This window comes from Acinetobacter piscicola, assembly GCF_015218165.1.
Taxonomy (GTDB): Bacteria; Pseudomonadota; Gammaproteobacteria; order Pseudomonadales; family Moraxellaceae; genus Acinetobacter; species Acinetobacter piscicola_A.
Genome location: NZ_CP048659.1, coordinates 2,142,421 through 2,169,096, shown reverse-complemented (window position 1 = coordinate 2,169,096; position 26,676 = coordinate 2,142,421). Strand labels below are relative to the sequence as shown.

At 37.7% G+C, this 26,676-nt stretch carries 27 protein-coding genes; 17 read left to right on the top strand and 10 right to left on the bottom strand.

From position 1 onward, the window contains the following. Positions 1–104: 104 nt before the first annotated feature. Complete coding sequence (locus G0028_RS10635) at positions 105–995, top strand: tetratricopeptide repeat protein (protein ID WP_130073362.1); 891 nt, start codon at positions 105–107, stop codon at positions 993–995. 75 nt (positions 996–1,070) lie between these two features. Here G0028_RS10635 and G0028_RS10630 read toward each other — a convergent pair whose 3' ends face one another. The 3 genes from G0028_RS10630 to G0028_RS10620 form a co-directional block, all read right to left on the bottom strand. Next, positions 1,071–2,129: a type II asparaginase gene (locus G0028_RS10630; protein WP_180045760.1), complete on the bottom strand. Its 1,059-nt coding sequence runs from the start codon at positions 2,127–2,129 to the stop codon at positions 1,071–1,073. Positions 2,130–2,464: 335 nt separating this feature from the next. Further along, the gene (locus G0028_RS10625; protein ID WP_180045758.1) at positions 2,465–2,953 is read right to left on the bottom strand and encodes a hypothetical protein; all 489 of its coding nucleotides are present in this window, start codon (positions 2,951–2,953) and stop codon (positions 2,465–2,467) included. 150 nt (positions 2,954–3,103) lie between these two features. Further along, positions 3,104–4,534 (bottom strand): pyridoxal phosphate-dependent aminotransferase, encoded by a 1,431-nt coding sequence (locus G0028_RS10620; protein WP_174492526.1) that lies wholly within the window; start codon positions 4,532–4,534, stop codon positions 3,104–3,106. A 228-nt stretch (positions 4,535–4,762) separates the two neighbouring features. Here G0028_RS10620 and msrB point away from each other — a divergent pair, with 228 nt between their 5' ends. The 3 genes from msrB to G0028_RS10605 all read left to right on the top strand — a co-directional run bounded on the left by msrB (position 4,763) and on the right by G0028_RS10605 (position 6,929). After that, positions 4,763–5,182 carry a peptide-methionine (R)-S-oxide reductase MsrB gene (gene msrB / locus G0028_RS10615; RefSeq protein ID WP_130073365.1) on the top strand — a complete coding sequence of 140 codons (420 nt, stop codon included), beginning with the start codon at positions 4,763–4,765 and terminating at the stop codon, positions 5,180–5,182. Next, the gene (locus G0028_RS10610; protein WP_130073366.1) at positions 5,179–5,661 is read left to right on the top strand and encodes a glutathione peroxidase; all 483 of its coding nucleotides are present in this window, start codon (positions 5,179–5,181) and stop codon (positions 5,659–5,661) included. The genes msrB and G0028_RS10610 overlap by 4 nt, the downstream gene beginning before the upstream one ends. Positions 5,662–6,008: 347 nt before the next feature. Then, positions 6,009–6,929, top strand: coding sequence for a LysR family transcriptional regulator (locus tag G0028_RS10605; protein ID WP_180045756.1), 921 nt, complete (start codon positions 6,009–6,011; stop codon positions 6,927–6,929). Positions 6,930–7,004: 75 nt separating this feature from the next. Here G0028_RS10605 and G0028_RS10600 read toward each other — a convergent pair whose 3' ends face one another. Together G0028_RS10600 and G0028_RS10595 are read right to left on the bottom strand one after the other, a co-directional pair. Beyond that, positions 7,005–7,934 carry an alpha/beta fold hydrolase gene (locus tag G0028_RS10600; RefSeq protein WP_180045754.1) on the bottom strand — a complete coding sequence of 310 codons (930 nt, stop codon included), beginning with the start codon at positions 7,932–7,934 and terminating at the stop codon, positions 7,005–7,007. Between the two features lie 8 nt (positions 7,935–7,942). Further along, positions 7,943–8,494: a PadR family transcriptional regulator gene (locus G0028_RS10595; protein ID WP_174493581.1), complete on the bottom strand. Its 552-nt coding sequence runs from the start codon at positions 8,492–8,494 to the stop codon at positions 7,943–7,945. A 164-nt stretch (positions 8,495–8,658) separates the two neighbouring features. Between G0028_RS10595 and G0028_RS10590 the strand changes: the two genes are divergently transcribed. The 3 genes from G0028_RS10590 to G0028_RS10580 all read left to right on the top strand — a co-directional run bounded on the left by G0028_RS10590 (position 8,659) and on the right by G0028_RS10580 (position 12,564). Beyond that, a complete protein-coding gene (locus G0028_RS10590; protein WP_180045752.1) occupies positions 8,659–10,683 on the top strand; it encodes an NADPH-dependent 2,4-dienoyl-CoA reductase in 2,025 nt (674 codons plus the stop codon). Positions 10,684–10,906: 223 nt separating this feature from the next. After that, on the top strand, positions 10,907–11,314 hold the full coding sequence (locus G0028_RS10585) for a nuclear transport factor 2 family protein (RefSeq protein ID WP_180045750.1): 408 nt from the start codon (positions 10,907–10,909) through the stop codon (positions 11,312–11,314). A gap of 158 nt (positions 11,315–11,472) precedes the next feature. Beyond that, entirely contained in the window at positions 11,473–12,564 is a 1,092-nt protein-coding gene (locus G0028_RS10580; protein ID WP_130073371.1) for a YheT family hydrolase, read from the top strand. Between the two features lie 97 nt (positions 12,565–12,661). On the opposite strand, the gene G0028_RS10575 is transcribed toward G0028_RS10580, so the two are convergent. Continuing rightward, entirely contained in the window at positions 12,662–13,174 is a 513-nt protein-coding gene (locus G0028_RS10575) for an internalin (RefSeq protein WP_180045748.1), read from the bottom strand. A 226-nt stretch (positions 13,175–13,400) separates the two neighbouring features. Here G0028_RS10575 and G0028_RS10570 point away from each other — a divergent pair, with 226 nt between their 5' ends. The 9 genes from G0028_RS10570 (at position 13,401) to G0028_RS10530 (ending at position 22,179) form a co-directional block, all read left to right on the top strand. After that, positions 13,401–15,041, top strand: a complete 1,641-nt coding sequence (locus G0028_RS10570; RefSeq protein WP_130073373.1) for a CTP synthase — start codon at positions 13,401–13,403, stop codon at positions 15,039–15,041. A gap of 28 nt (positions 15,042–15,069) precedes the next feature. Further along, positions 15,070–15,927: a 3-deoxy-8-phosphooctulonate synthase gene (gene kdsA / locus G0028_RS10565; RefSeq protein WP_180045746.1), complete on the top strand. Its 858-nt coding sequence runs from the start codon at positions 15,070–15,072 to the stop codon at positions 15,925–15,927. Between the two features lie 61 nt (positions 15,928–15,988). Next, positions 15,989–17,278: a phosphopyruvate hydratase gene (eno, locus tag G0028_RS10560; RefSeq protein ID WP_180045744.1), complete on the top strand. Its 1,290-nt coding sequence runs from the start codon at positions 15,989–15,991 to the stop codon at positions 17,276–17,278. Positions 17,279–17,548: 270 nt separating this feature from the next. Further along, the gene (locus G0028_RS10555) at positions 17,549–17,965 is read left to right on the top strand and encodes a hypothetical protein (RefSeq protein ID WP_180045742.1); all 417 of its coding nucleotides are present in this window, start codon (positions 17,549–17,551) and stop codon (positions 17,963–17,965) included. A gap of 657 nt (positions 17,966–18,622) precedes the next feature. Further along, positions 18,623–19,018 carry a septum formation initiator family protein gene (locus tag G0028_RS10550; protein ID WP_130073377.1) on the top strand — a complete coding sequence of 132 codons (396 nt, stop codon included), beginning with the start codon at positions 18,623–18,625 and terminating at the stop codon, positions 19,016–19,018. Continuing rightward, positions 18,990–19,712, top strand: coding sequence for a 2-C-methyl-D-erythritol 4-phosphate cytidylyltransferase (gene ispD, locus G0028_RS10545; RefSeq protein WP_180045740.1), 723 nt, complete (start codon positions 18,990–18,992; stop codon positions 19,710–19,712). Before G0028_RS10550 ends, ispD begins: the two co-directional genes overlap by 29 nt. An 86-nt stretch (positions 19,713–19,798) precedes the next feature. Continuing rightward, complete coding sequence (gene rodA, locus G0028_RS10540) at positions 19,799–20,935, top strand: rod shape-determining protein RodA (RefSeq protein ID WP_180045738.1); 1,137 nt, start codon at positions 19,799–19,801, stop codon at positions 20,933–20,935. A 110-nt stretch (positions 20,936–21,045) separates the two neighbouring features. Further along, positions 21,046–21,537, top strand: coding sequence for a hypothetical protein (locus tag G0028_RS10535; RefSeq protein ID WP_130073380.1), 492 nt, complete (start codon positions 21,046–21,048; stop codon positions 21,535–21,537). Positions 21,538–21,555: 18 nt separating this feature from the next. Further along, positions 21,556–22,179, top strand: a complete 624-nt coding sequence (locus G0028_RS10530) for a protein DA1 (protein ID WP_180045737.1) — start codon at positions 21,556–21,558, stop codon at positions 22,177–22,179. Between the two features lie 3 nt (positions 22,180–22,182). On the opposite strand, the gene ygaH is transcribed toward G0028_RS10530, so the two are convergent. Next, positions 22,183–22,524: an L-valine transporter subunit YgaH gene (ygaH, locus tag G0028_RS10525; RefSeq protein WP_180045736.1), complete on the bottom strand. Its 342-nt coding sequence runs from the start codon at positions 22,522–22,524 to the stop codon at positions 22,183–22,185. A 1-nt stretch (position 22,525) separates the two neighbouring features. Further along, positions 22,526–23,281, bottom strand: coding sequence for an AzlC family ABC transporter permease (locus G0028_RS10520; protein WP_130073383.1), 756 nt, complete (start codon positions 23,279–23,281; stop codon positions 22,526–22,528). A gap of 103 nt (positions 23,282–23,384) precedes the next feature. Here G0028_RS10520 and G0028_RS10515 point away from each other — a divergent pair, with 103 nt between their 5' ends. Continuing rightward, a complete protein-coding gene (locus tag G0028_RS10515; protein ID WP_180045735.1) occupies positions 23,385–23,861 on the top strand; it encodes a hypothetical protein in 477 nt (158 codons plus the stop codon). Positions 23,862–23,919: 58 nt separating this feature from the next. Here G0028_RS10515 and G0028_RS10510 read toward each other — a convergent pair whose 3' ends face one another. Then, the gene (locus G0028_RS10510) at positions 23,920–24,543 is read right to left on the bottom strand and encodes an aminotransferase (protein ID WP_180045734.1); all 624 of its coding nucleotides are present in this window, start codon (positions 24,541–24,543) and stop codon (positions 23,920–23,922) included. Between the two features lie 381 nt (positions 24,544–24,924). Next, entirely contained in the window at positions 24,925–26,595 is a 1,671-nt protein-coding gene (locus G0028_RS10505) for an FMN-binding glutamate synthase family protein (protein ID WP_130073386.1), read from the bottom strand. Positions 26,596–26,676 lie beyond the last annotated feature (81 nt).

Sequence of the window (26,676 nt, the reverse complement as noted above, 5' to 3'; positions counted from 1 at the left end):
AGTGATTTTGTTAATGAATAGTTGAATATTTTGCAATCAGGAGAAAATATTCATATCATTGATATTAACAATAATTTGACTCAAACTTTCTGAAAAGGAAACAAATGAAAATTAAAACACTTTTACTCTTGGGTTGTTTAGCATTACCTGTTAGCACAATGGTCAATGCTGAAGAAGTACAATACAGCGCGACTTTAGTGAAAAAAGCTGAGTCAGGAGATGCACAAGCACAATATGAATTAGGGGAAGCCTATTATCAAGGTTATGGCGTTGAAGAAGATTTGCATAAAGCCTTAGAGTGGTATAGAAAATCAGCAGCAAAAGGCAATTTAGAAGCGATTTATTCTATCGGTTATATGTACGATGAAGGCGAAGCTGTCGAAGAAAATAATGTAGAGGCCATGAAATGGTTGCTCAAAGCCGCTGAAAAAGGGCATTTGTTGGCACAGTATCGCTATGGGCAAACCTTAGAAACAGGTGAGGAAGGCGTGAAAGCTGACGCCAAAAAATCGATGCAATGGATCAAAAAAGCGGCTGATGGCGGTTTGGCTGATGCTCAATATCATCTAGGTTATAATTATGAAATGGGAGAATACGTTACTAAAGATCTAAATCTTGCTGTGAAATATTATAAAATGGCAGTAGATCAAGGGAATCGTGATGCACAAAATAACCTTGGTGTTTTATATCATGATGGTGAAGGTGTTGCACAAAATTATGCGAAAGCACTTGAACTGTATAGTGCAGCATCTGAGCAAGGCAATGAACTCGCTTCTTCAAATATTGGTCTGTTGTATGAAAATGGCGAAGGCGTGAAAAAAGACTTTAAACGTGCTGCTCAATACTATGAGTTGGCATACGAGCAAGGTGATCATGATGCGCTCGAAAGTCTAGCAAACTTGTATGAAACAGGTGGTTTTGGTTTGAAAAAAGATTTAAGCAAAGCCAAAGAATATCGTGAGGCATCTGAAACATCTGCTGCTGCAGCAGAATAAGCAATTACATACGATCAAGTCAAAATAAGCGCCACATTGGCGCTTATTTTTTATTTGTAATAACAATATGTTGAATTAATATTCCCAAAACATGCGTTGAATTTCTTTGGCATCTTTGGTTTTAGTCAGTGCAAGCGTGGCAAGTAGTTTGGCTTTTTGCGGATTAAAATCGTGAGCAACGACCCAACCGTATTGATCATCAGGTTGCTCAGCATTACGTAATACAAAACCTTGAGGAACACGTGACGAGCGAATAATTTGCACACCTTGTTTTTGTAGATCAGTTAATGTTGGTACAAGGTATTTTGCAACAGAGCCATTTCCTGTTCCTGCATGGATAATGGCTTTTGCACCCGCTTTGGCATATGCCAAATAGGCATCAGGCAGCATATTGCCTGAACCATATACGATTTGGACGAGTGGTAAGGCATCGCCTTGAATATTCTCAATATTAAATTCAGAGCTATTGTTAAAACGCTTAGCGACACTTCTAAACCAATAGGGTTTCGCTTCAACCAATGTGCCTAAAGCACCCCATTGGCTTGCAAAAGCATCGGTGTGAATATTGATGGTCTTGGTCACATCACGTGCTGCAAAAATACTATCATTCATCAGTACAAGTACGCCTTTAGCTTTGGCGCTATCCGCAGCAGCAAGTGCAACTGCACTATAAAGGTTCAAAGGGCCATCGGCAGACAAGGCTGAAGGTGGGCGCATTGAACCGACGACGACGATGGGTTTATCGGTATGGACAGTAAGGCTTAAAAAAAATGCTGTTTCTTCTAGGGTATCTGTGCCATGTGTAATGACCACACCATTGACATCAGGCTTTTTAACCAATTCGTTGACTTTACGGGCAATGGTTAAAAGTTCTTTATCTGTAATGCTTTCAGATGCCACTTGCAGTGCTTGCACGCCTGTGACATTGGCAAGGTTTTGAATTTGTGGGACAGCATTCAGTAAGTCATCGACAGGAACTTTGGCTGCTGTATAGGTTGCACTATTGGTAGAGCTTGCGCCTGCACCTGCAATCGTACCGCCCGTTGCAACCACAACAACATTATTTTTTGCAAAGGTTGAAAAGGGCAATAATAAACCGAGACTTAAAGTCAGAGCAGTCAGTGTTTTTTTCATCTTCTATCCTTATAAAAGTTCTGTACATTCCAAGCATTTTTTGTACCATTTTTAAATTAATATAAAAAATAGGCTTTTGCCCATACTGAATTTAAAATATGTTTTTTTGAATGATCATTCAAATTTATAGTTAAAAAATTGAGTCATGTGAAGGATCCGAGGAACATTTAGCTGGAACTAAAAAAATGACAATTTATAAATGAGTGGAGCTTCGAAATGTAAAACAAATTTTCTATACTAGGCAGAAAACGATTTTGATTAAAAATTAATAACTTCCTTAAAATTAATCGTATTTAAGGAAGCAATTTTAGAGCAAAGCAGTTAACTTTTTGAGGTTATCGCTTACGTGATGAAGTTTCCTGCTTTTTTAAGATATAAATAAAGCCGAATTCGGGGGTAATGTATAAAGCCAACTGTTCATTAATAAATAAAAAGTGTGTTCTGTCTTCTGAATATTCTTGTGCGCGAAAACTAATCGCAGAATATTGTTTCTTAGGGGTAATCATTTTGAGATATTTAGGGGGAATATAAAACTCAGACTCAGGATGCGTATTCATTTGTTGTTTATTAATCTGATCAATAATTTTTTGACCTTGAATATAAACAATCTTTTGATCCATGCTTGCAGGGAAGTTGGTTTCAGATTTGGGGATAGAAGGGTAAGGTGGATAATCTTCCATTCCGTATTTTGATACTTCAATGGTGTCAGTATCGGGATAACCTACCCATTTTCCATAAGAACCAGAGACATGATTAAAGTCAGCAAATATTAAGGTACTCTGGAACATGATGACTGTGAAGAGGAGTATTTTAATTTTTTTCATAGTTAGTGATTTTTTTTAAGTGTTTGGTTTATATGTTTAATTTAGTTTTTAAATAAAATGGATCTAAGCTGATTGTAACGCGTTTTTCTCAATCGTAAAATAGAAGCTAAGTTATTGACTTAACTTCTATTGCATGAATATCTTTGAATCTTAACGCATTTTAGACAAGAAACGACCTAAACGAGTGAGTGCTTCACGTAATTCATTTTCAGCAGGCAAGAATACGACACGGAAATGATCAGGTGTAGGCCAGTTGAAACCAGTCCCTTGTACTAACAACACTTTTTCTGCTTTTAACAAATCCAACATGAATTTTTCATCATCTTCAATCGGATAAATTTCAGGATCAAGTTTAGGGAAGCAGTACATTGCACCTTCAGGTTTAACACAACTTACACCTGGAATATCATTCAACATTTCCCACGCAATATTACGTTGTTCATACAAGCGACCACCGGGGCGAATCAAATCATTAATTGATTGATACCCGCCAAGTGCCGTTTGAATCGCATATTGTGCTTGGTGGTTGGCACATAAACGCATAGACGCAAGCATGTCTAAACCTTCAATATAATCCGCTGCACGTGATTTATCACCTGTGATTGCCATCCAACCTGAACGGTAACCCGCGATACGATAAGCTTTTGATAAACCATTGAAAGAAATACAAAGTTGATTGCCTGCTAAAGCAGCAACAGATACATGTTCAATGCCGTCATACACAATTTTGTCGTAGATTTCATCTGCAAATAAAATCAAATCATATTTTTTAGCGAGTGCAACAATTTGTTCTAATACATGGCGTGGGTAAACTGAACCAGTTGGATTATTTGGGTTAATAATCACGATCCCTCGAGTATTGGGTGTGATTTTACTTTCCATGTCTGCAATGTCGGGATACCAATAATTTTGATCATCACATTTATAGTGAATTGCAGTACCACCTGAAAGGTTGACCGCAGCAGTCCATAAAGGATAATCCGGCATTGGAATAAGCATTTCATCGCCATCATCCAATAAACCTTGCATTGCCATCACAATGAGTTCAGACACACCATTGCCCACATACACATCTTTGACATGCAGGTCTAAAATGCCTTTTTGTTGGTAATACTGACAAATTGCTTTACGTGCAGGAAAAATTCCTTTTGAGTCGGTATAACCAATTGCATTCGGTAAGTTTAAAGCCACGTCATTAATGATTTCTTGTGGCGCTTCAAAACCAAATGGGGCTGGGTTACCAATATTAAGTTTGATAATTTTATGACCTGCTTCTTCCATCTCGTTGGCCGCGCGTAACACAGGTCCACGAATGTCGTAGCATACATGATCGAGCTTAGACGATTTTTTTATTTCGCGTGGGGTTTGGATACTGTTCGGCATTTTGAGATTCTCGGAAAGAGTGGGGTTCACTTTTGCATAACGATATAAGTAACTTTTAAATGTTTCTGTTGTTACGAGATCAAGATTATGTTTGTCTTTGAGTAAAGCAACAATTTTTTCATGTGTAAATCCATCCTGTTGATATTGCTTAATGACAGGGAGTAGATTTTTAAAAATAACGCTCTTTTTTTGTGACATTTCTTCATCCTGAGCAAGAACACGTCTAAGATTAACACTAAAGTTGCTTACAAAAAAGCATTAATTGAATAAATTTGCTCACTTTGTTTTTATATTTGCTTTCTTTTTGCTATTAATGTCGTTGTGAGTCTTTTGTAAATTGTGAATTTAGTACTAGAAATTTTTAGATGAATCACGTAAATATAGGATTATCCTATTTTAAGTGGCATGATGTTAAAGGAAATAATCATGGGAAAACTCAATAAAACAGAAAGAGAATGGCAAAGAGAGTTGTCGCCAGAAGAATTTAAAATAACACGCCAAAAGGGGACTGAGCCGGCATTTACAGGGAAATATTGGAATACCAAGCAGCAAGGTACGTATGTGTGTCGTTGCTGCGGCACGCCTTTATTTTCTTCAGAAACCAAGTATGACAGCGGCAGTGGTTGGCCAAGTTTTTATCGACCGATTATAGCGGCTGCGGTGGAAGAGCATGATGATACAACGCATGGTATGCAACGCACAGAAATCGTTTGTCATCATTGTGATGCGCATTTAGGGCATGTGTTTGAAGATGGTCCGCAACCTACAGGTTTGCGCTATTGTGTCAACTCGGCTTCTTTAGAATTAAAAACAGAAGAAAAAAATGATGAGGAAACCTATCCATGACGAATATTTATCAGTTTGAAGCAGAATTATTAGAAGGAGAAAATAAAGCTTTTTCAGACTATAAAGGGAAAGTTTTATTGATTGTAAATACTGCAAGTAAATGTGGTTTTACACCACAATTTGCAGGCTTAGAAAAATTATATGAAAAATATCATGAGCAAGGTCTTGAAGTTCTAGGTTTTCCATGTAACCAATTTGGTGGGCAAGATCCGGGTTCAAATGAACAAATTGGAGAATATTGCCAACGTAACTATGGTGTGAAATTTCCAATGTTTGCCAAAGTGGATGTTAAAGGTCCTGAGGCACATGTGATCTTTCGTTATTTGACCAATAACAGCAAAGGTGTATTGGGAAATGGAATTAAGTGGAATTTTACTAAATTTTTAATTAATAAAAACGGTGAAGTGATTAACCGTTACGCACCCACGACGAAACCTGAAGCTTTAGAAGAAGATATTGAAAAAGCATTGGCGGAGTGATAGGTATTACTAGATTCCATTCCTACTGAATAATAACTTTATTTATATGCGAACCCTGCATGTGCAGGGTTTTTTTATATGGTTGGATTAAAATAATCATGAAGGTTTATTGATGAGGTGTAGTAATCGCTGATTTAACGGTGAATGGGAAGATGTGGGTTTAGGTTTTTATTGAGTCATCATAATAAATACATTTGTAATGAAAAAATGATGGGCTTTTATTATACGTTTAGATTTTAAATGGTTTATAAATACATCTCTTTAAAATAAATTCATGAATTATATGTTAAGATGAGTGTTATTCATTTTTTACTCAATGTATTACATCTGTCTAATTGGATTTGCTCATGTTGGAAATTCGCCATCTGAAAACTTTAATTGCTTTGCGTGAGCACGGGTCACTTGTTGCAGCAGCAACTGATTTATGTTTAACACCTTCTGCAATTTCTCATCAACTCAAAGAGTTGGATCATTGGTATGGGATTGAAATTGTGAATCGGCGGACACGACCTGTGACATTTTCCAATGTTGGGCAGCGTTTGTTGAAACTTGCAGATGATATTTTGCCGCAAATTCAAATTGCACAAACGGACATCACACGCATTGTACATGGACAAACGGGACGCATTATTTTCTCTTCAGAATGTCATAGTTGTTTTGATTGGTTAATGCCTTTGTTGAATCAGTATCGTCAGCAATACCCTGATGTAGATCTAGATTTCGCTTCAGGTTTTGAGGCGAATCCACATGAATTATTGCAAATCGGTGAGTTCGATTTATTGATTACTGCTGATCCAATTGCACTCAAAGGGATTGAATATTTTCCAATTTTTGAATATGAGTCACGTTTAGTTTTGTCTAACACGCATCCTTTAGTGCGTGCTGAAAATATTACGGTGCAAGAGCTTGCTGACGAAACTTTAATTACTTACCCAGTGGATAAGCATCGTCTAGACATTATGGCAAAGTTGTTTTTACCTGCAAATATCCAACCAAAACAAGTACGAACAACCGATTTAACGCAAATGTTGATTCAATTGGTTGCGAGTGGTCGTGGCATTGCTGCTTTGCCAGATTGGGTGGTGAATGAATATGAACAGAAGGGCTGGGTAACATCCAAGCGTTTGAATTGTGTATCAGAAAATGGCTTGCGCCGTACTTTATATGCAGGTTATCGTATTGATGAAAAAGAAAAAAGCTATTTTGAGGGGTTTTTAAAACAGCTCGATCGTTTTTCAAAAAAACGTGTGATTTATTATTCTGCTTAGAGATGTGATTGCAAATCACCAAGCAAATATAAATTTTGATCAGTTTTTATTTGCTTGGGTGAAATATATTCATGTTTATTGTGTGGGTTTGGATTGTGTGTTTTTAGCTAAAAATGCAGAGATTTCTTTGCCAAATTTCAAAGGTTCAGTGATTAAAGGAGTGTGTCCTGAGTGCTCAAAGATAATACTTTGTGCATTCGAAAGTTGATTGGCGATGCGTTTTTGTCCTTCAGAAGGATATAAAGTTGATTGTTCACCAATAAAAAATGTGGTTGGACAGTCCAGTTGTGCAAGGGCAGTCCGATAATCTTCCTGATGATTGAGATAATTGTCGATATACCAAGTCATATAATCAAGGCGTCGAATCGGGAGTAAATGCTTTTGTAATTGTGGGCGCCTCAGTGCCAGATTGAAAATAAACGGACTGACTTTATTACTGCCTTGAATTTTAATAAAATTAATCCACATTTGCACCAATTCAGTACGGGGTTCAGCAGGTAACTCATCTACAAAGCGATAGTTTTGGTATTGATGCAAAAAGTCTGAATAATCTTTAAGAAAACGTTTGAATTTTAAATGTTTTTTGCCAAATAAACCAAATTTCCAAGACGCATCTGTGGTGATTTTTGGGGTTTGGTCAATATGTAAATAAGCTTTGAGTTTTTCTCTTAAGTTGCCATATTGCATGCCATGCATGGCTGTGGTTGCCCCCATTGAATAAGCAATCACAATAAAATCATCGAGTTGCATTTGTTCAATCAGGCTGTCAATGTCACGCCAATGATTATGAATGGCATCAAGCTCTTGAGGAATTTTACAGGTCTTTGAACCGCCAAAGCCACGCCAATCCGGGATAATAAATTTAAATTTTTTGATATTGGGAAGTAAAAATGGAAGCCATTGCCAACTTTGCATGCCTAAACCGGACAGAACCAATACGGGTTCACCTTGTCCAATTTCTCGAACAAATAATTTTTCACCATCAGGCATTGTATAGTGTGGCATAGTAATCCTTAAGTTTTTTCTTTGTTTTCAAATTCTTTGAGTTGAGGGATGAGTTGACTGAGCCAATCAATCCAGCCATTTTCTAGATCAATTCCCAATTGTAAAATCATTTTATGAATATATAAAGTTCGATCTTGTGGGTCTGCATGAGCAAAGTCTTTATTGAAAATTTGCTGATACAATTTTAAATTTTCTTGATGTAACAGTAAATGACGCTCTAATTCAGGCAAAATGGTATTGCCTCCAAATTGTGCCTCAAGTCTTAATCGCACCATAATTTCTTCACGAAGCTGTGCAGGTTCACCTTGTTTGACCATCCATTCGGTTAACTCTATACGTCCAAGTTGTTCAACCTGATAGGTTTTTTTGCGTCCTGTGTCGGCTTGATCTTCTAAAGTGGAAATCCAGCCTTTTTTCAGCATGCCACTTAATTCACGATAAATTTGTTGGTGTGTGGCATTCCAGAAAAAGCCCATAGAGCGGTCAAAACGGCGTGCCAACTCAAAACCTGTACTCGGTTTTTCAATCAGACTCGTCAATAAAACATGGGCTAAAGACATTTGAGTAATATTTCGCACATAAAATGGGTGTAAATTCATTATGCAACATGTTGCATAAAAATCAAATCTCGATTATAAATAAATTGCATTATGCAACTTGTTGCATTAAAAATTAACTGAGAAATTATAAATATTAGCCAGCGAAAGCACGCCAAGGAGTTCACATGTCTAATTACCCGCATTTACTTGCGCCATTGGATTTAGGCTTTACCACTTTAAAAAATCGCGTATTGATGGGTTCTATGCATGTAGGGCTTGAGGAAGTTGACGGTGGTTATGACCGTATGGCTGCATTTTATGCAGAGCGTGCAGCAGGTGGCGTTGGTTTAATTGTAACAGGTGGTATTTCTCCCAATGATGATGGTGTGACATTTGCTGGTGGTTCAAAATTAGACTCTTTAGAAGAAGCAGAAAAACATAAAGTGATTACGCAGGCGGTACATGATGCAGGTGGGAAAATTGCCTTACAAATTTTACATACGGGTCGTTATTCTTATCAGCCTGAAAATGTTGCACCATCAGCCATTCAGGCACCAATTAACCCAACCAAACCACATGCTTTAACTTCGGCTGAAGTTCAGCAAACCATTGCTGACTTTGCCAACTGTGCCAAGTTGTCACAAATTGCAGGCTATGATGGTGTTGAAATCATGGGTTCAGAAGGTTATCTGATCAATGAATTCATTGCAGCACGTACTAATCATCGTGATGATGAATGGGGCGGTAGCTATGAAAACCGTATCCGTTTCCCGATAGAAATTGTAAAACGTACTCGTCAAGAAGTGGGTGAAAACTTCATTATTATCTATCGTTTATCCATGCTGGATTTGGTCGAAGGCGGCTCAACTTTAGAAGAAGTGATTCAGTTAGCGAAAGAAATTGAAAAAGCAGGCGCAACCATTATCAATACAGGAATTGGTTGGCATGAAGCGCGTATCCCGACGATTGCAACCAAAGTTCCACGTGCTGCATTTACATGGGTGACCAAAAAATTAAAAGGTTCTGTGAATGTACCTTTAATTACCTCAAACCGAATCAATACCCCTGAAATGGCTGAACACGTTTTGGCGCAGGGCGACGCAGATATGATCTCAATGGCACGTCCAATGCTTGCCGATTCGCACTTTGTGGCAAAAGCTGAGCAAGGTCGTGCAGACGAAATTAACACCTGTATCGGTTGTAACCAAGCCTGTTTGGATCATATTTTCTCAATGAAAATAGCAACTTGTTTGGTCAATCCTCGTGCATGTTATGAAACTGAACTCATTTTTAAAGAGAGTGCAACAGTTAAAAATATTGCAGTGATTGGTGCAGGTCCTGCAGGTTTAAGTTTTGCGACCTACGCTGCTGATCGTGGGCATAAAGTCACGATTTTTGAAGCATCCAATCAGATTGGTGGTCAGTTTAATATTGCCAAAACAATTCCGGGCAAAGAGGAATTTTATGAAACTTTACGTTATTTCAAACGTAAAATTGAGCTTCAGCCAAACATTAAATTGGTGTTGAATCACACGGCAACCTATGAAGAACTCAGCGCTGAAAATTTTCATGACATTGTGGTTGCAACAGGGGTTACACCACGTCATTTAAATATTGAAGGTATTGATCATCCTAAGGTTTTAAGTTACATCGACGTGCTGCGTGATCGTAAAGCTGTGGGTCAAAAAGTGGCAATCATTGGTGCGGGCGGGATTGGTTTTGATACTGCGGAATATCTTTCTCATGTAGGTGAGAGCGGCAGTCTGAACCCACAAAAATTCTATGATGAATGGGGTATTGATACCAACTATGCGCATGTCGGTGGTTTAAAAGTCCCTAAAGTTGAGCAATCACCACGTGAAATTTATTTACTGCAACGTAAAACCAATTCAGTCGGTGCAGGCTTAGGTAAAACCACAGGGTGGATTCACCGTACAGGTTTAAAACATCGTCATGTCAATATGATTCCGGGTGCAAGCTACGACAAGATTGATGATCAAGGCTTACATATTACTGTGGCTGATAAAGTCATGGTACTGGATGTAGATAATGTCGTGATCTGTGCAGGACAAGAATCTTATACTGCGATGTTTGATCAGCTCCAAGCAGATGGTAAGTCTGTACATTTGATTGGCGGTGCGAAAGAAGCAGGCGAGTTGGATGCCAAACGTGCCATTCGTCAGGGTGCTGAATTGGCGATGGTGATTTAGTTTTTTATACCTCTCTCTTGCCAAGTACACTTCTCATCTCCTGAAAGGAGAGAGGACTTCATTAATTTTTTAAGAATCTCCCTTAACCCCTCTTTAAAAAGAGGGGAAAGCTCCGTTTTATTAAGGTTATAAAATTCGTGGAGCTCCTCCCTTTTTTAAAGGTGAGAAGCTTGCTTCGCAAGGGGAGGGATTACTGTTCAAAGGATATCAAAAGGACATTAAAATGAGTTACACCCATACAAAAGCTGCGATTCAAAAATGGCACGACATGATTGCAACGCGTGACATGAGTATTTTGAATGAATTATTGGCAGATGATGTGATTTTTCGTTCGCCTGTCGCATTTAAGCCCTATGAAGGTAAGCAGGTTGTGTATTTTATTCTGACGAATGTAATTCAAGTATTTGAAAATTTTACTTATCATCGCGAGTTCTTCACTGAAGATGAGCAAAGTGTTGTTTTAGAATTTTCAGCTGTAGTCACAGAGAAGCAACTCAAAGGAATCGACATGATTCGTTTTAATGAGCATGGTCAGATTGTTGAATTTGAAGTCATGATTCGTTCATTAAGTGGTTTACAGGCATTGGGTGCTCAGATGGGCGAGCGTTTTGCAAAGTATCAACCATCATGATTTGATAAATCTGTTTTGTTTAAATATTTTTACATGAAATGATTTTGAGATTGAGCATGTATGCGTACATGCTCAATCTCATTGATAAACGATCACTTATAACAAACCTGTAATTGAATTATGAATGATTTTGATGTGATCAGTCATAGGAAATCAAAATGTCTATTCTGAATTCTGCATTAAATAAAGCAATACAACTCACGCAAACTGTACTTGATCAAGTGACAGGTGCAGAGCAACCGAAATTGTATTTTAACCCACAAGGTGGAATGTCGAAAATAATTCCACAGTTATCGCAACTGCATGATAAATATCGACCTACGCTGTGGTTGGTCAATACACATGTACATCTTTTGTATTTCGACTTAATCAAGAAAAAAACAGTCAAATTGGATTACGACCGAATCGATCAGCTGACCATGCAAGATGGTGGTATTACCGCAGTCGCGTGGTATGGCTATGATTTACCACACGATACGCCAACCATTGTGATCATGCATACCATTACAGGAACGCCTGAAAGTATGTGTGAGTTAGTCAAAGATTTGCATGAACATACTGGGTGGCGCATTGCATTGTGTCTGCGCCGTGGTCATGCAGGCTTACCGATGCCTGTAGCACAAATGTCGATTTTTGGTTCAACTTCTGATTTAAAAGAGCAATTAAATTTTATTCAGGCACAATTTCCACAATCTGAGCTATATGCTGTCGGCTCCTCCGCAGGAACAGGATTGTTAGTGCGATATTTGGGGGAAGTGGCTGAACATACACCCTTTAAAGCTGCATTTGCCTTGTGTCCCGGCTACAACACGAAAGATGGTTTTGAAAATGTACATCCTTTCTATAGCAAAGTGATGACAAAAAAACTATTTAAAGCCTTTATTCAGCCCTATGAAAGCACATGGCAACACACTCAATCGATTTCACTGGTGCTTAAAACCAAAACTTTACAAGAGTTTCAACAACATTATTTTGAAATGGCAGGTTTTAATGATTATGAAAGTTATGACCAAGCCATTAATCCTATTTATGTGTTCGAAAATGTGAAAATTCCACTGATGATTTTAAATGCAGAGGATGATCCTATTTGTTCAATTAAAAATTTTGAACCTTATAAGCAGATTGTACAAGAGATGCAAAACATCGTAGTTGTGACGACAAAGAAAGGCAGTCATTGTGGTTATTATGAAGGTTTAAATACCAAATCATGGGCAGCGAAGTTGATTGCGGATTTCTTAAAGCAATTTTAATGCGGTCTGAAAAATTTCAGTTGAGCTTGTAGATTTATAGTAATAAAAAACCAGTCACAACAAAGAGACTGGTTTTTGTACCGATGAAAAGCTGAGCTTAGTTTTTCAAAGCAGGTGTAGCCGCAGCAATTGCCGCAGCAACAGCATCATCTTCAGTTTGTGCAGTACCTGAGCTTGCTTTTGGTGCAGCAGGTTTTGGTTGCTCAGCACGTGCAGTTTCGACAGGTGCAGGTTTTGCCTCAGGCTTTGGTGCAGCAGGTTTCGGCTGTTCAGTACGTACAGTTTCAGTGTGTTGAGCAGGACGAGGTTGTTCAACACGTGGTGCAGGCGCAGCAGTTGCTGGTTGTGCAGAATGTTGAGTTTGTGCTGTTTCAGACGAGTGAGTATTCACTTGTTGTGAAGGCGCATCTTGACTCACTTGCGGTTGATCATTTTGATCATGTTCAGCAGTTTCAAGATTTTCAAACTGAGCAGGCTGTTGTGCAGGTTGCTGCGTTTGCGTTGTTTCAACTTTTTCAGTTTCATCGTTTTTAGGTTCTTCTTTTTTCACACATGCTGTTAAAACAAGACCTGTTGCAATTAAACCACAAATTAAAAGTTTCTTATTCATATTGACACAAAATATAGCTTCTAGAGAGTAAGCCTATTATAACAGTAAAATTAGAGATAAAAATCATGTACTGTAATGTTAATTTTTGATTGGAAATGCTGATAGAATAGCCAATTGTTTATTGTTCTATGAATTGATGTGAATTGACTTTGCTTTCTAGGTACAAGGTAAAGTAAAATCGCACAACATTGTAGGCCAATTTAGGCTCCATTGTACGAGAAACTTAATGACCCATTTTATATTCGTCACTGGTGGTGTTGTATCATCACTAGGTAAAGGTATTTCAGCTGCTTCAGTTGCTGCACTTTTAGAAGCCCGTGGTTTAAAAGTGACCATGGTCAAAATGGATCCATACATTAATGTCGATCCAGGGACTATGAGCCCATTCCAACACGGTGAAGTTTTTGTTACAGAAGACGGAGCTGAAACGGACTTAGATTTGGGTTATTACGAGCGTTTCTTACGTCGTGCTAAAATGACCAAATTGAATAACTTTACCTCTGGTCGTGTTTATCAGGATGTTCTGAACAAAGAACGTCGTGGTGATTACTTGGGTGGTACAGTACAAGTTATTCCACATATTACGGATAATATTAAAGAGCGTGTACTTCGTGCTGGCGAAGGCTATGACGTTGCGATTGTTGAAATCGGTGGTACAGTCGGTGACATTGAATCTCTCCCATTCATGGAATCTGTACGTCAGTTAATGGTTGAACTTGGTCATAAACGTACTATGCTCATGCATTTGACTTTATTGCCATATATTAAGTCTGCGGCTGAGTTGAAAACTAAACCGACTCAACATTCTGTAAAAGAATTATTGTCGATTGGTATTCAACCTGACATTTTGATCTGTCGTACAGAACATGATGTCGATGCAGACACGACCCGTAAAATTGCATTATTCACCAATGTGGAAGCACGTGCAGTTGTGGTATGTAAAGATGCCCGTTCTATTTACCAAATTCCACGTACATTCTATGAGCAAAATGTTGATGATTTAATCTGTGAACGTTTTGGTTATGACAATTTGCCAGAAGCGGATCTTTCAGATTGGGACAATGTGGTCGAAGCATTGTTAAATCCGGAATATATCGTTCGTGTTGCGATGGTGGGTAAATATGTCGAACTTCCAGATGCATATAAATCTGTGAATGAAGCACTTTTACATGCAGGTATTCAAAACCGCGTTAAAGTTCAAATTGACTATGTCAATGCAGAAGATCTAGAGGGTCAAAACCCTGCTGAAGTATTGAAAGATGCAGATGCAATCCTCGTTCCGGGCGGTTTTGGTGAACGTGGTACTGAAGGCAAAATGAAAGCAATTCAGTTTGCACGTGAAAATGGTGTGCCATTCTTGGGTATTTGTTTAGGGATGCAATTGGCTGTGATTGAGTTTGCTCGTCATGTTGCTAATATGCCTGAAGCAACGTCTACAGAGTTTAATCGTTCGACTAAATTCCCACTGATTGGTTTAATCACTGAATGGTTAGATGAGCGTGGCGAAATTCAACATCGTTCTGTAAATTCTGACCTTGGTGGAACGATGCGTCTGGGTGCTCAAAAATCAGAATTGGTTGAAGGGACTAAAACGCGTGAAGTTTATGCCAAAGCAGAGATTATCGAGCGCCATCGCCATCGTTATGAAATGAATGATCGTTTTATTCCAGTGATTGAACAAGCAGGGATGAAAATTTCAGGTTATTCAGCAGATCAACATCTAGTTGAAACTGTGGAAATTCCTGAACATCCTTGGTTTATTGCGGTACAATTCCACCCAGAATTTACCAGCTCACCACGTGATGGACATCCATTATTTGCAAGTTTTATTGATGCTGCAAAAAAACAGTATCAAAAAAGCAAATAAGCGAGCAAAACATAACTAGGAAGTTTAAATGTCACAATTAAAACCACAAGAAATTGTACGTTTAGGCGATATACAAATGGCAAATCATTTGCCATTTGTACTATTCGGCGGAATGAATGTACTTGAGTCGAAAGACTTAGCTTTTGAAATTGCAGAAACCTATGTTGAAATCTGTAAACGTCTAGACATCCCTTACGTTTTTAAAGCGAGCTTTGATAAAGCTAATCGTTCGAGTTTATATTCGTTTCGTGGTCCAGGCTTAGAAAAAGGCGTTGAATGGTTAGCAGACATTAAAAAGCATTTTAATGTGCCGATCATTACTGATGTTCACGAACCTTATCAAGCTGCACCCGTTGCTGAAGTTGCTGACATTATTCAACTTCCTGCTTTTTTAAGCCGTCAGACTGATCTTGTTGAAGCGATGGCAAAAACTCAAGCCATCATTAACATCAAAAAAGCACAATTCCTTTCTCCACGTGAAATGAGTCATATCCTGAATAAGTGTTTAGAAGCAGGGAATGACAAACTCATTTTGTGTGAACGTGGTACATCTTTTGGCTACAACAATCTCATTGTAGATATGTTAGGCTTTGATATCATGAAAGAAATGAATGTTCCTGTATTCTTTGATGTGACTCATGCATTACAAACGCCTGGTGGTCGTTCAGACTCAGCAGGTGGTCGCCGTGCTCAAATTACAACTTTGGCACGTGCAGGTATGGCAACAGGTCTTGCAGGTTTGTTCTTGGAAGGTCACCCTGATCCTGAAAAGGCGAAATGTGATGGACCTTGTGCTTTGCGTATGTCTCAACTTGAGCCATTCTTAGCACAACTGAAAGAATTGGATACCTTGGTCAAAGGTTTCAAAAAGTTAGATACACACTAAGTTTTATTCATTAACGCTGCCAATATAAGGCAGCTTTTATTAATCAACTGAGGAATTGTTCATGAGCCAAATCGTTGACATTCGTGCACGTGAAATTTTGGACTCTCGTGGTAACCCAACCATCGAAGCAGACGTTATCCTAGACTCTGGCGTTGTTGGCCGTGCATGTGCACCATCTGGTGCTTCAACTGGTTCTCGTGAAGCTTTAGAACTTCGTGACGGTGATAAATCACGTTACTTAGGTAAAGGTGTTCGCAATGCAGTTCAAAACGTAAATGGTCAAATTAAAGACTTATTAAAAGGTCAAAACGTTTTTGAACAAAAAGCAATTGATGACAAAATGATTGCCCTTGATGGTACTGAAAATAAAGAAAAATTAGGTGCTAACGCAACTTTGGCTGTTTCTTTAGCTGCTGCACGTGCTGCATCTGCTGAAAAGAAAACTGAATTGTTCCAATATATCGCTGACTTACGTGGTCAAACAACTTTGTCTATGCCTGTACCAATGATGAACATCATCAATGGTGGTTCGCATGCAGACAACACTGTAGATATTCAAGAATTCATGATCGAGCCAGTAGGTTTCACATCTTTTGCTGAAGCTTTACGTGCAGGTGCAGAAATTTTCCATTCTTTAAAATCTGTACTTAAAAAACAAGGTTTAAATACAGCAGTGGGTGATGAAGGTGGTTTTGCACCGAATCTTCGCACAAACGAAGAAGCGATTACTGCGATTCTTGAAGCAATTGGTCAAACTGGTTATAAAGCAGGTTCTGACATCATGCTTGCACTTGATTGTGCATCTTCAGAATTCTATAAAAATGGTCAATATGTACTTGCAGGTGAAGGCAACAAAGCATTCACAAGCAACCAATTTGCTGACTATTTAGCAGGTCTTGTGAAACAATATCCAATTATCTCAATTGAAGATGGTTTGGATGAGTCTGACTGGGAAGGTTGGGCTTACTTGACTTCTATCCTTGGTGATAAAATCCAATTGGTTGGTGATGACTTGTTCGTAACTAATCCTAAGATTTTACAACGTGGTATTGATGAGAAAATCGGTAACTCGATCTTAATCAAATATAACCAAATCGGTACGTTGTCTGAAACTTTAGACGCAATTTACCTTGCTAAAGCAAATGGTTATACAACTGTAATTTCTCACCGTTCTGGTGAAACTGAAGATTCTACAATTGCAGATCTTGCTGTTGGTACTGCTGCGGGTCAAATCAAAACGGGTTCACTTTCACGTTCTGACCGTATTGCGAAATATAACCAATTGCTTCGTATTGAAGAATTAACACATGCGGTTTACCGTGGTAAAGCTGAATTTAAAGGTTTAAATTAATCATTATTGATTGATTTAGATTGAAAGAACCACTCTGAAAAGGGTGGTTTTTTATTATTTGTACAATATTTGTCAAATTAAGTTTTACGAAATCTACAATTAGCACTGACTATATTTTAAAATTTTTTTGGCTCATTTAATTCAAATATTTCATTCTTATCATTCAATGTAATGTATTAACATAATAGTTGTTCGCTACACCGTAAAATGATGGAACTAAGCCAAATTTATGCATATTGGCATTAGTAATTCAGGTTTTTGGAGAAAATAGTGGCTTTTTCACTTTATTGTTTAATTAACGAAAATTCAAATCGCTTTTCAATAGAATTTTTTGAAAAGGAATTAAAGAAGTATTTTTTTAAAATGGAGGGATTAAGTCTTAGTTATGAGGAGGATCCATTTGACTCTTCGAATATACATTTATTGCTTTCTTGGGAAGGTTGGTGGATTAGATTTTTTTATGAAACTGGTCAACATGTAATTGATGATTCAGTAGAAATTGCTAAGCATGCTAAAAAAAATCTATCTAGTGAAATTTCTAATATTGATAAAAGAATTATTGTTAGATTTGCTGATGATGAATCAAAGATTTATACAAATCATATAATTTTGATGATGGATTATTTACAAGATATTCCTAATATAATTATATTTAACCCTCGAACTAAAAAATTTATAGTCAGTTAATCATAATTTTAAACAATAAAAATTACTTATTGTACGTAGTTGATATAAATTCAAAGATAATCAAAATATTCTCATTATGTGATAAGAACAATTGCAGCTTAATCGGTTGTATATTAAAGTCCAATTAGTACGTTAGATAGCGGATTAAAATTGACTTATTGATGTTATATACAATCTTATACCATTCAGTAAAAGTTAATTAATATAAATTTAAAGTTTGCCTTGCCTTATCTTACAGTGAAAAGTTTAAATTCCTATGCGTAGGCGATGCCTTACTTTTCAGGGATAAAAAGTAACAAAAATCCTTTGTTAGACATGAGAAGCGAAGCTTCGCAAGATATCCCCTTGTCTAACGGCGACATCCCTGTCGCCTCACGATAGCATGATCCTGTTTAAAGCAATTGGTGCAGAAAAGCAAAAGTGGCTGAGTCATATGTAGTTAATTTAACAGATTGGTATTAAATTCAAAATGAATGGATTTAAAAGTGATATTACATTGTGCTATACCATTTTGATTGATTAATTTTATCAAGTAAAAATCAGAAATATCTTGATTCTTATCCTTTTGCATATTTACCACAGTAAAGCGTTCTCCATCCCTCTGATTTGATGTATATTGAACGCATAATTCAATGTTGCTCTTAACCCACATACACTATGCCAGAAGTCCTCAAATCAACTTCAAGTAAAATTATCCTTGTTATTGCATTGATCATTGTTGCAGTACTCCAATACCGTTATTGGTTTGGTGAAGGGGGATATTTTCCACACCAAGCACTACTACAGCAAATACAGCAACAAACCGAAGTCAATAATGAGCTAAAAGAGCGCAACCGCATTTTAGCAGCAGAAGTGTATGACTTAAAAAATGGTGCTGAAGCCATAGAAGAACATGCTCGCCTTGACCTCGGTTTAATCAAGCCTCATGAGACATTTTTACAAATCAGCACGCTTAGTACGCATTATAAACCGATTTATATCGATCCAAATGCAGATGTAGATAACAGAACCAATGAAGATGAAGATGCAGAAACCATCCCTCAACAACCGTAAAATTTGGGCAATTGTTCCTGCTGCTGGGGCTGGAAGTCGGTTTTCAAAAACAGAATTAAAACAATACCAACGCATTCAAGATCTCACTGTTTTAGAACATACCGTGAATCGTCTGAATCAATTGCCTTTGGCAGGTTGCATCTTAGCTATCAGTGAACAAGATGATGTTGCTCGTCAGCTCAACTTTGAGAAGAATGACAATATTCATTTTTGTTTGGGTGGAAGAGAGCGAGTAGATTCGGTTTTAAATGCATTAATCTATCTGAGCGATATTGCCGCACCTGATGATATCGTCCTTGTTCATGATGCTGCACGACCTTGTGTGACAGTAGAATGTTTAAATGATCTTGTATATACAGTCACTCATCTTGCTACGAGTGCAATTTTAGCGATTCCTGTAAGAGATACTTTAAAACGTGTTGTACAGCAGCAAGAAATCCAACAGACAGTCAGTCGTGAATATCTGTGGCAAGCACAAACCCCGCAAGCTTCAAGCTTAAGCCAACTGAAAAATGCCATTGAAACAGCATTAAAGAATGACGTTGTCATTACAGATGAAGCCAGTGCTTTAGAGTTTATGGGGGAGATTGTACAGGTTGTTCAAGGTCGTTCTGACAATTTGAAAATTACTTATCCTGATGATTTAGAATTGGCACGTTTGATTCTAAATGCACAACATGGCAAAACTGCCTAAATCAAAGAAATATACAGGGAAGGCGCTGTAATCTTGGCTATTTCTCTTTATAATTTTGTTTCCCCGTTTTTGTTGTAGAAAATATCATGCCACCGAATGAGCAATATCGCTTTCTACGGCAGTCTGTAAGAGATGGTCGTAGTTTTAATGAAAGTACATCAAGATGGGATAAATTACATTTAGATCCGTGGTTATTGGTATTTTTGATTATCAATACAATTTTGGGTTTGTTAATGGTTTATAGCGCCTCGGATCAAGATGTTGGAATGTTAGTGCGTCAAGGTTTGAGCTTTGTTGTTGGCTTTATTCTACTGTTCCTGTGTGCGCAAGTTCCCCCAAAAGTTTATCAAGCCATTAGCCCATGGTTTTATGGTATTGCAATTTTATTGCTGATTTTGGTGTTGCTGGTGGGTGATGTTCGATTAGGGGCAAAGCGTTGGTTGACCCTACCGGGGATCGGGAGTATGCAACCAAGTGAATTCACTAAGTTTGCAATGCCGATGATGATGGCATGGTATTTTTCGCGACAACCTTTACCACCTAAATTTAGACATGTGATCGGTGCGCTGATCTTGATGGTTGTGCCTTTTGGCTTAGCATTATTGCAACCCGATTTAGCGATAGGGATTGTCATTGGTGGTGTTTTTGCGTTATTTCTTAGTGGTATGTCGTGGACATTAATCATTGGTGCGATTGCAGCAGCAGGCATGGCCTTGCCTTTAGTGTGGATGTTTGTTTTACAAGCGTATCAAAAGAAACGTATTTTAACTTTGTTTGATCCTGAGTCGGATGCTTTGGGCGCAGGTTGGAATATTATTCAATCTAAAATTGCCATTGGTTCAGGGGGATTTACTGGCAAAGGTTACTTAGGTGGAACCCAATCACAGTTGGGCTATTTGCCCGAACATCATACTGACTTTATCATGTCAACTTATGCAGAAGAATTTGGTTTTATCGGGGTTCTCTTATTGTTTGTATTATATGCAGCAATTATTTTTCGTTGCATGATGATCAGCCTAAATTGTTTCCATAATTATGGTCGAATTTTGGCAGGAACCATTGGTTTATCCTTATTTTTCTTTGTTTTTGTGAATTCAGGTATGGTCAGTGGCATCTTGCCTGTGACAGGTGATCCACTACCGTTGATGAGCTATGGTGGAACGGCTGTCATTACACTGTTAGCGAGTTTTGGGATTGTCATGTCGATTCATACGCATCGATAATCAACAATAAAATGGGGATATTCAAACAATATCCCTATTTTTTTGCAAAATAAATTGAAACTGTGGTTTATTTCATATAATTATTTATTAAAAAATAAAAGGAAATTTTGATGCTTCGCCAATTGTTATGTACAAGCACGCTTATTTTAAGTGGTTTAATTTTTACTACTACCTATGCAGCACCAACGCAACTGGATGGTGTGCAAACACAAAGATCACACGTCAGTCAAAATCATCAAGCAGATTTTAATTTATTTATCAGTTTGATGGAGCAAGTTGACATGCAAAAAATGACGATCATGGCAGAAGAAGACAATGAAAATATAACACAAGAGCAGAAAGCACAAGTGGCTGACGTAATCAAGAATTTACAAGCGTTAAGCCAATCTTTAGCTCAAGCTCAATTTATTACAGTTGAAGGTCAAAAAGTTCAGGCTGCTTTTATGGCTTATAATGATGATTCAATTTATTTACTAAAAAATCAACAGAAATGGGAAAATGATCAAAAACAGAAAGAAAAGTTAATAGCACATTCAATGCAATTAAATCAAACTTTAATCGATGCTTTGCAAAACTTAAAAGTGCTTGCAGGGCAAGAATGATATGCTGAAATCATACCTATGTGGCTAAATTCAAAAACTTTATATCCTTGCTATTACTGCCATCATCAGCATTTTAAACACGATATTTCAAGTTATGCAGATGGTCGGATGCTGTGTAAAGATTGTGTCAGACATATTATTGTGAGTAGTGAAAATTTAAACATTGTGGCGCAATGGGTATTGCAACAAATCGAGAATTTAGGCTTTAAATTTACGCGAGGTTATACTCACGTGAGCCTCATCAGTAAAGAAAAAATGAAAAATTTGGGTTTTGATCATGCAGAAGGTTTAGCAACCAATACCGTGAGTCATCATCTATTTTTGCAAGATCAACATATACATGCACAAATCAATGTGATTTATGGGATGCCTACGGCAAATTTGGTTTGGGTGCTGAGTCATGAGATTGGCCATGTTTTGGTATCCCAACACCAATATAAATTTAACTCTATGGCACAGGAAGAAGGGTTTTGTCAGCTCATGGCTTTATTGGTCAGTCAAAAATCACAAAACCCGTTAATGCCTAGAGTGTTACATAAAGAGTTCAATAATCCTGATCCAATCTATGGCGGGGAATTGAGAAAAGCCTATGCCCAATACCAACAACAAGGCTTTTCAGTTTATTTTAAAAATTTTATTTAAGCGTTAAAGTGGTATATAGGTATAGACCAAACCATAAGAAACAGCCGCAATTAGAGTGGCTAGGACAATTTTTTTAAATTTAAAATAAATACCAATGAGCACCAAAAAACCGATCAGCATGGCAAAGCTTTTATTGGGTGTTTCAATTAAGGGAGGCAAGGTAGCAACGACTAGCATAGAACTAATAGCTGCAATCCCGATGCTACCCAAAGCTATTTTTAACCATGTTGCACCACGTGTTTGCTGATTTTTTTGACTTTTTTGAATGACAAATAATGGACCAAAACGTGAAGCAAAATTGGCAATACCGACAATAATTCCGACTAAAATAATTTCTAGATCCACATTATTCTCCTGAATGACTGATGGCAATTTCATCATGTTGTTTTAATACATAATGTTTAAATATTCCTGCAAATATTCCTGCAAGTATGCCAATAAAAATCGCAGCAGATAAATTGATCAGATAACACGAAATTGCGGCAACAAGCAAAGAGACACAAACCACAAGCGTATGTTTCTTTTCAAAGGCAGCCAATAAAAAACTGAGGAAAAGCGCAGGCAGTAAGAAATCGAGTGCAGCTTGTAAAAATTGAGGTAAATTGGCAACTTGGTCTGAAAATAAACCACCTAAAAGGGAGCCTAAAGCCCAAGACATCCAACTAAATAGGCTTAAACCCAACATCCAAGATTCTGACCATTCTTGGCGTCTTTGTGATAGTTTAATCATACCTGCGGCAAAAACTTCGTCGGTTAAGCCCCATGCCCAAACCGCAGTTTTCTTTAAATTTAAGCGATCTTGAATCAGGTTTTGCAAAGCAGGGCCATATAAAACATGACGAATGTCCAATGCAATCACGGTAAGTGCAGTCATCCAAATAGAGGTGCCACTCCCTAGCAATGCCACCACTAAAAATTGACTGGCGCCAGCATACATAGAGCAGGATAGAAACAAAGCTTCCCAAGGCGTAAAGCCAAATTGGGTTGCAGATACACCAAAAGCAAAAGACACAGGCAGATAAGTAAAAATAATCGCTTGACTATCTTTAGCACCTTGCCAAAAACCTGCAGGTTTGACGGAGGAAGTTGTGTGTTGGGACACGTAACACCTAATTGGGAGTATAAAACAAAAGGTAAAATCAACATTGTGTATTGTACCCGAATTTACTAGCATAGTGCTCAATTGTTTAATTTGGCGATGTGCTATGTTTGCGGTGAAATTTCCTTTGTTGCTTAAGTCAGGCTTAATACTTGGTATTTTGCTATTACAGGGCTGTGGTCATTCATCTTCTGAGCCAAAAGAACCGATTCAGCCTGCACCAAAGCTGAGTAATGATGCAACGGCATATGCACAAGAAGCATGGAAATTACTGAATGATGTAGAACCTTTTGTATATCGTAAGCAGTTGAATTTAATAGAAGAAAAAGTCAGGAAGCCGGTTCGAAAACTCAGTACTGACTGGCGAATTAATGTCAAAATGACAGATTCTGTGACGGAAGGAAAATACGCTTTGTGTCGAAAATCTTTAACGAGTTTGGATAATTTTGCACGTGCAACACTTGAAAAAGATCATGCATTGAGTCAGAAAAAAGCAGATTACGAGCGTGATAAAGCACAATGTAAAGATGCAATTGATAATCCAAATTTAGGCAACACCAAAGCTTACACCAATTTATTTTAAAATAATGGGTTACTGAAAAAGAAGAGATAAAAATGCGCTGATAGAGCGCATTTTTAATTTATTGAGTCGGTAATAATAATACGGGGTCTTCTATCGTATAACCTGTTTCAAAAGGAATACCCAGATATTTTACAGTCACCAGAACTTTATTTTGTTGAGGAATCAGAAATTGCTGTGAGATTGTTAATGGCTGCTGATATGCAGTTGCTTGTTGTTGTAAGCTTTTAAAATTTTGATTTTTCACATGATAGGTATAATGAAACTCAGGTTGTTTTTGTTTGGGATCATACCAAACTGGGACATGTTGAATCGTTTTTTTGTTAATCACAATACGATATTGAGAAGATGTGGCAGTTAATGGTTGTAAACGCTTTGTGATTTTGGCAAGTTCTTGATTAAAGCGAGTATCCTCCTGATCATAATCAATTTTTTTCGTTTTAGGATGGATATATAAAGAATTAACTTGGATCAACTTGTTGGGCTTAGCATTATTTTTAAACTGATAATAATACAATTGTGGCAGTCGACCACGTCCATCTTCATAGTGTTTAAGCAAATAAACTTTCTGCTCTTTGGCTTCGTAGCCCAAAACTTCAATCGTTTGTGGACCACCCACTGTGGCAAATACAGGTAAAGAACAACTAAGACAGCTTGTAAATATTAACTTTTGCGTAATATGCATATTTTTTTACTCACATTTAAATCTGACTTTGATCCTGTCAAAAAATAACCAATAGACCATGGATATAATGTAGATGTTTTGCATCAAATCAGGATGAATTATTGGCTGTGTAGGGGATTAAAACAGCATCATCAATCACATATCCCCGTTTCATAGAGCATCCCTAGATATTGAACAATCACAAGAAAAGTATTGTGTTGGGTAATATGATATGCACCAGTGACATTTAATTCAGCATGGTGATAGCTAACAATTTTTTGCACTGAACAGAACAGCTTTTACACTTAAATCTTAGTCTAGTTTGCATTATTGATATAAAAATAAAAGAGGATTTTTCCTCTTTTATTTAAAATGATTATACAAAATAAGGTATAAATAAAATTAAAACTTTTCAGCAGCAGCTAGATTCCACATTCTAAAATAGAAGTTTTCTTCATCTTTATTTTCACATGAAAGCAATTCGCCATCTTTCATCCAAAAATGTAATTGTGCATAGTTTTTAATTTCACGGTCATTGATACGTTGAGCTAAGTGGTGCGGTTTAATTTCGGTTGGATGCTGTAAACCTGCCGCTGCGATCATTTCAGCTAAAGCTTTGAGCGTATTTTGCTGGAAATGGAAAACACGTTCTGACTTTGTTGGCACATCTAAGGCTTTTTGGCGTTCTTTGTCTTGTGTTGCAACCCCGACAGGGCATTGATTTGTATGGCAACTTTGCGCTTGGATACAGCCTACAGCAAACATAAAGCCACGTGCTGAATTCACCCAATCTGCGCCCATCGCCATGGTACTTGCAATGTCAAAAGCAGAGATAATTTTACCACTGGCACCAATTTTTATTTGCTCACGTAAGCCTGCACCGACCAAAGTATTGTGAACAAAAAGTAAGCCTTCACGTAATGGTGTCCCCATGTGGTCAATTAACTCAATTGGAGCAGCACCTGTACCTCCCTCAGAACCATCAACCACGATAAAATCAGGCACGATTTTAGTGGCAAGCATGGCTTTAACAATACCCATGAACTGCCAAGGTTGTCCGATACACAGTTTAAAACCCACGGGTTTTCCATTGGATAATTCACGTAATTTTTGAATGAAATGCATCATTTCAATTGGGGTACTAAAAGCAGAATGTGACGCTGGTGAAACACAGTCTTCATCGCGTGAAACACCACGAATTTGGGCAATTTCTTCACTGATTTTATTTTTAGGTAAAATCCCGCCATGTCCAGGTTTAGCACCTTGTGAGAGTTTGATTTCAATCATCTTAATCACAGGGTTAGCGGCTTGTTGTTGAAATTTTTCAGGATCAAATTTCCCATCTAGAGTTCGGCAACCAAAATAACCACTGCCCAGTTCCCACACAATATCCCCACCATTTTCAAGATGATAAGGACTTAGGCTGCCTTCGCCTGTGTCATGGTAAAACTGCCCCATTTGAGCACCTTTATTCAATGCACGGATGGCATTCGCACTGAGACTGCCAAAACTCATTGCTGAAATATTCATGATTGAGGCACTATAGGGTTGCGAACATTGCTCATTACCAATATGGATCCGGAAAGTTGTATGATCAGCAGGGTGGCAAGGTGCTAAAGAATGGGTCAGAAAACGGTAATCTTGTTGATAGACATCAATGATTGAGCCAAAGGGTTTGTCGGCATTTTCATTTTTTGCACGTTGGTACACTAGACTGCGTTGTGAACGTGAAAAAGGTAGTGCATCTTCATCGGATTCAATGAAATATTGACGAATTTCAGGACGGAAACTTTCAAAGAAAAAGCGGAAATGTCCCATAATGGGGTAGTTTCTGAGAATGGCATGTTTACTTTGAAGAATGTCATAAATCCCGACACCGCTTAGTGCAATACTGATGACCCACGCAATATTGAGGACTGTATCGGAAAAGAAATAGTAAATAAAATGGGACTCATGTAAAAAAATCGTCCATGTCAGATAAATTGCGATGAATAAACACAAGAACCAAACAGAATAACGTGAAAAGAAAGTATTAAAAAATTTACTTCTTATTGCTTGAGCAGGGCTTGCCATAGGAATAGTTTGTCCAACTTAATATTATGCTGCTAAGTTGCCAATTTTATGCTGTTTTCTCAAGTATTGAATTGTTAGAAA

Bases quoted from the DNA above. Each gene is read 5' to 3' on its own strand.
- G0028_RS10505 (WP_130073386.1), bottom strand. From the start codon at position 26,595: ATGGCAAGCCCTGCTCAAGCAATAAGAAGTAAATTTTTTAATACTTTC.
- G0028_RS10630 (WP_180045760.1), bottom strand. From the start codon at position 2,129: ATGAAAAAAACACTGACTGCTCTGACTTTAAGTCTCGGTTTATTATTG.
- G0028_RS10610 (WP_130073366.1), top strand. From the start codon at position 5,179: ATGACGAATATTTATCAGTTTGAAGCAGAATTATTAGAAGGAGAAAAT.
- G0028_RS10635 (WP_130073362.1), top strand. From the start codon at position 105: ATGAAAATTAAAACACTTTTACTCTTGGGTTGTTTAGCATTACCTGTT.
- G0028_RS10535 (WP_130073380.1), top strand. From the start codon at position 21,046: ATGCTTCGCCAATTGTTATGTACAAGCACGCTTATTTTAAGTGGTTTA.
- G0028_RS10590 (WP_180045752.1), top strand. From the start codon at position 8,659: ATGTCTAATTACCCGCATTTACTTGCGCCATTGGATTTAGGCTTTACC.
- rodA (WP_180045738.1), top strand. From the start codon at position 19,799: ATGCCACCGAATGAGCAATATCGCTTTCTACGGCAGTCTGTAAGAGAT.
- ispD (WP_180045740.1), top strand. From the start codon at position 18,990: ATGCAGAAACCATCCCTCAACAACCGTAAAATTTGGGCAATTGTTCCT.
- G0028_RS10595 (WP_174493581.1), bottom strand. From the start codon at position 8,494: ATGTCTTTAGCCCATGTTTTATTGACGAGTCTGATTGAAAAACCGAGT.
- G0028_RS10580 (WP_130073371.1), top strand. From the start codon at position 11,473: ATGTCTATTCTGAATTCTGCATTAAATAAAGCAATACAACTCACGCAA.
- msrB (WP_130073365.1), top strand. From the start codon at position 4,763: ATGGGAAAACTCAATAAAACAGAAAGAGAATGGCAAAGAGAGTTGTCG.
- kdsA (WP_180045746.1), top strand. From the start codon at position 15,070: ATGTCACAATTAAAACCACAAGAAATTGTACGTTTAGGCGATATACAA.
- G0028_RS10575 (WP_180045748.1), bottom strand. From the start codon at position 13,174: ATGAATAAGAAACTTTTAATTTGTGGTTTAATTGCAACAGGTCTTGTT.
- G0028_RS10550 (WP_130073377.1), top strand. From the start codon at position 18,623: ATGCCAGAAGTCCTCAAATCAACTTCAAGTAAAATTATCCTTGTTATT.
- G0028_RS10510 (WP_180045734.1), bottom strand. From the start codon at position 24,543: ATGCATATTACGCAAAAGTTAATATTTACAAGCTGTCTTAGTTGTTCT.
- G0028_RS10620 (WP_174492526.1), bottom strand. From the start codon at position 4,534: ATGTCACAAAAAAAGAGCGTTATTTTTAAAAATCTACTCCCTGTCATT.
- eno (WP_180045744.1), top strand. From the start codon at position 15,989: ATGAGCCAAATCGTTGACATTCGTGCACGTGAAATTTTGGACTCTCGT.
- G0028_RS10600 (WP_180045754.1), bottom strand. From the start codon at position 7,934: ATGCCACACTATACAATGCCTGATGGTGAAAAATTATTTGTTCGAGAA.
- G0028_RS10515 (WP_180045735.1), top strand. From the start codon at position 23,385: ATGTTTGCGGTGAAATTTCCTTTGTTGCTTAAGTCAGGCTTAATACTT.
- G0028_RS10585 (WP_180045750.1), top strand. From the start codon at position 10,907: ATGAGTTACACCCATACAAAAGCTGCGATTCAAAAATGGCACGACATG.
- G0028_RS10570 (WP_130073373.1), top strand. From the start codon at position 13,401: ATGACCCATTTTATATTCGTCACTGGTGGTGTTGTATCATCACTAGGT.
- G0028_RS10530 (WP_180045737.1), top strand. From the start codon at position 21,556: ATGTGGCTAAATTCAAAAACTTTATATCCTTGCTATTACTGCCATCAT.
- G0028_RS10625 (WP_180045758.1), bottom strand. From the start codon at position 2,953: ATGAAAAAAATTAAAATACTCCTCTTCACAGTCATCATGTTCCAGAGT.
- G0028_RS10605 (WP_180045756.1), top strand. From the start codon at position 6,009: ATGTTGGAAATTCGCCATCTGAAAACTTTAATTGCTTTGCGTGAGCAC.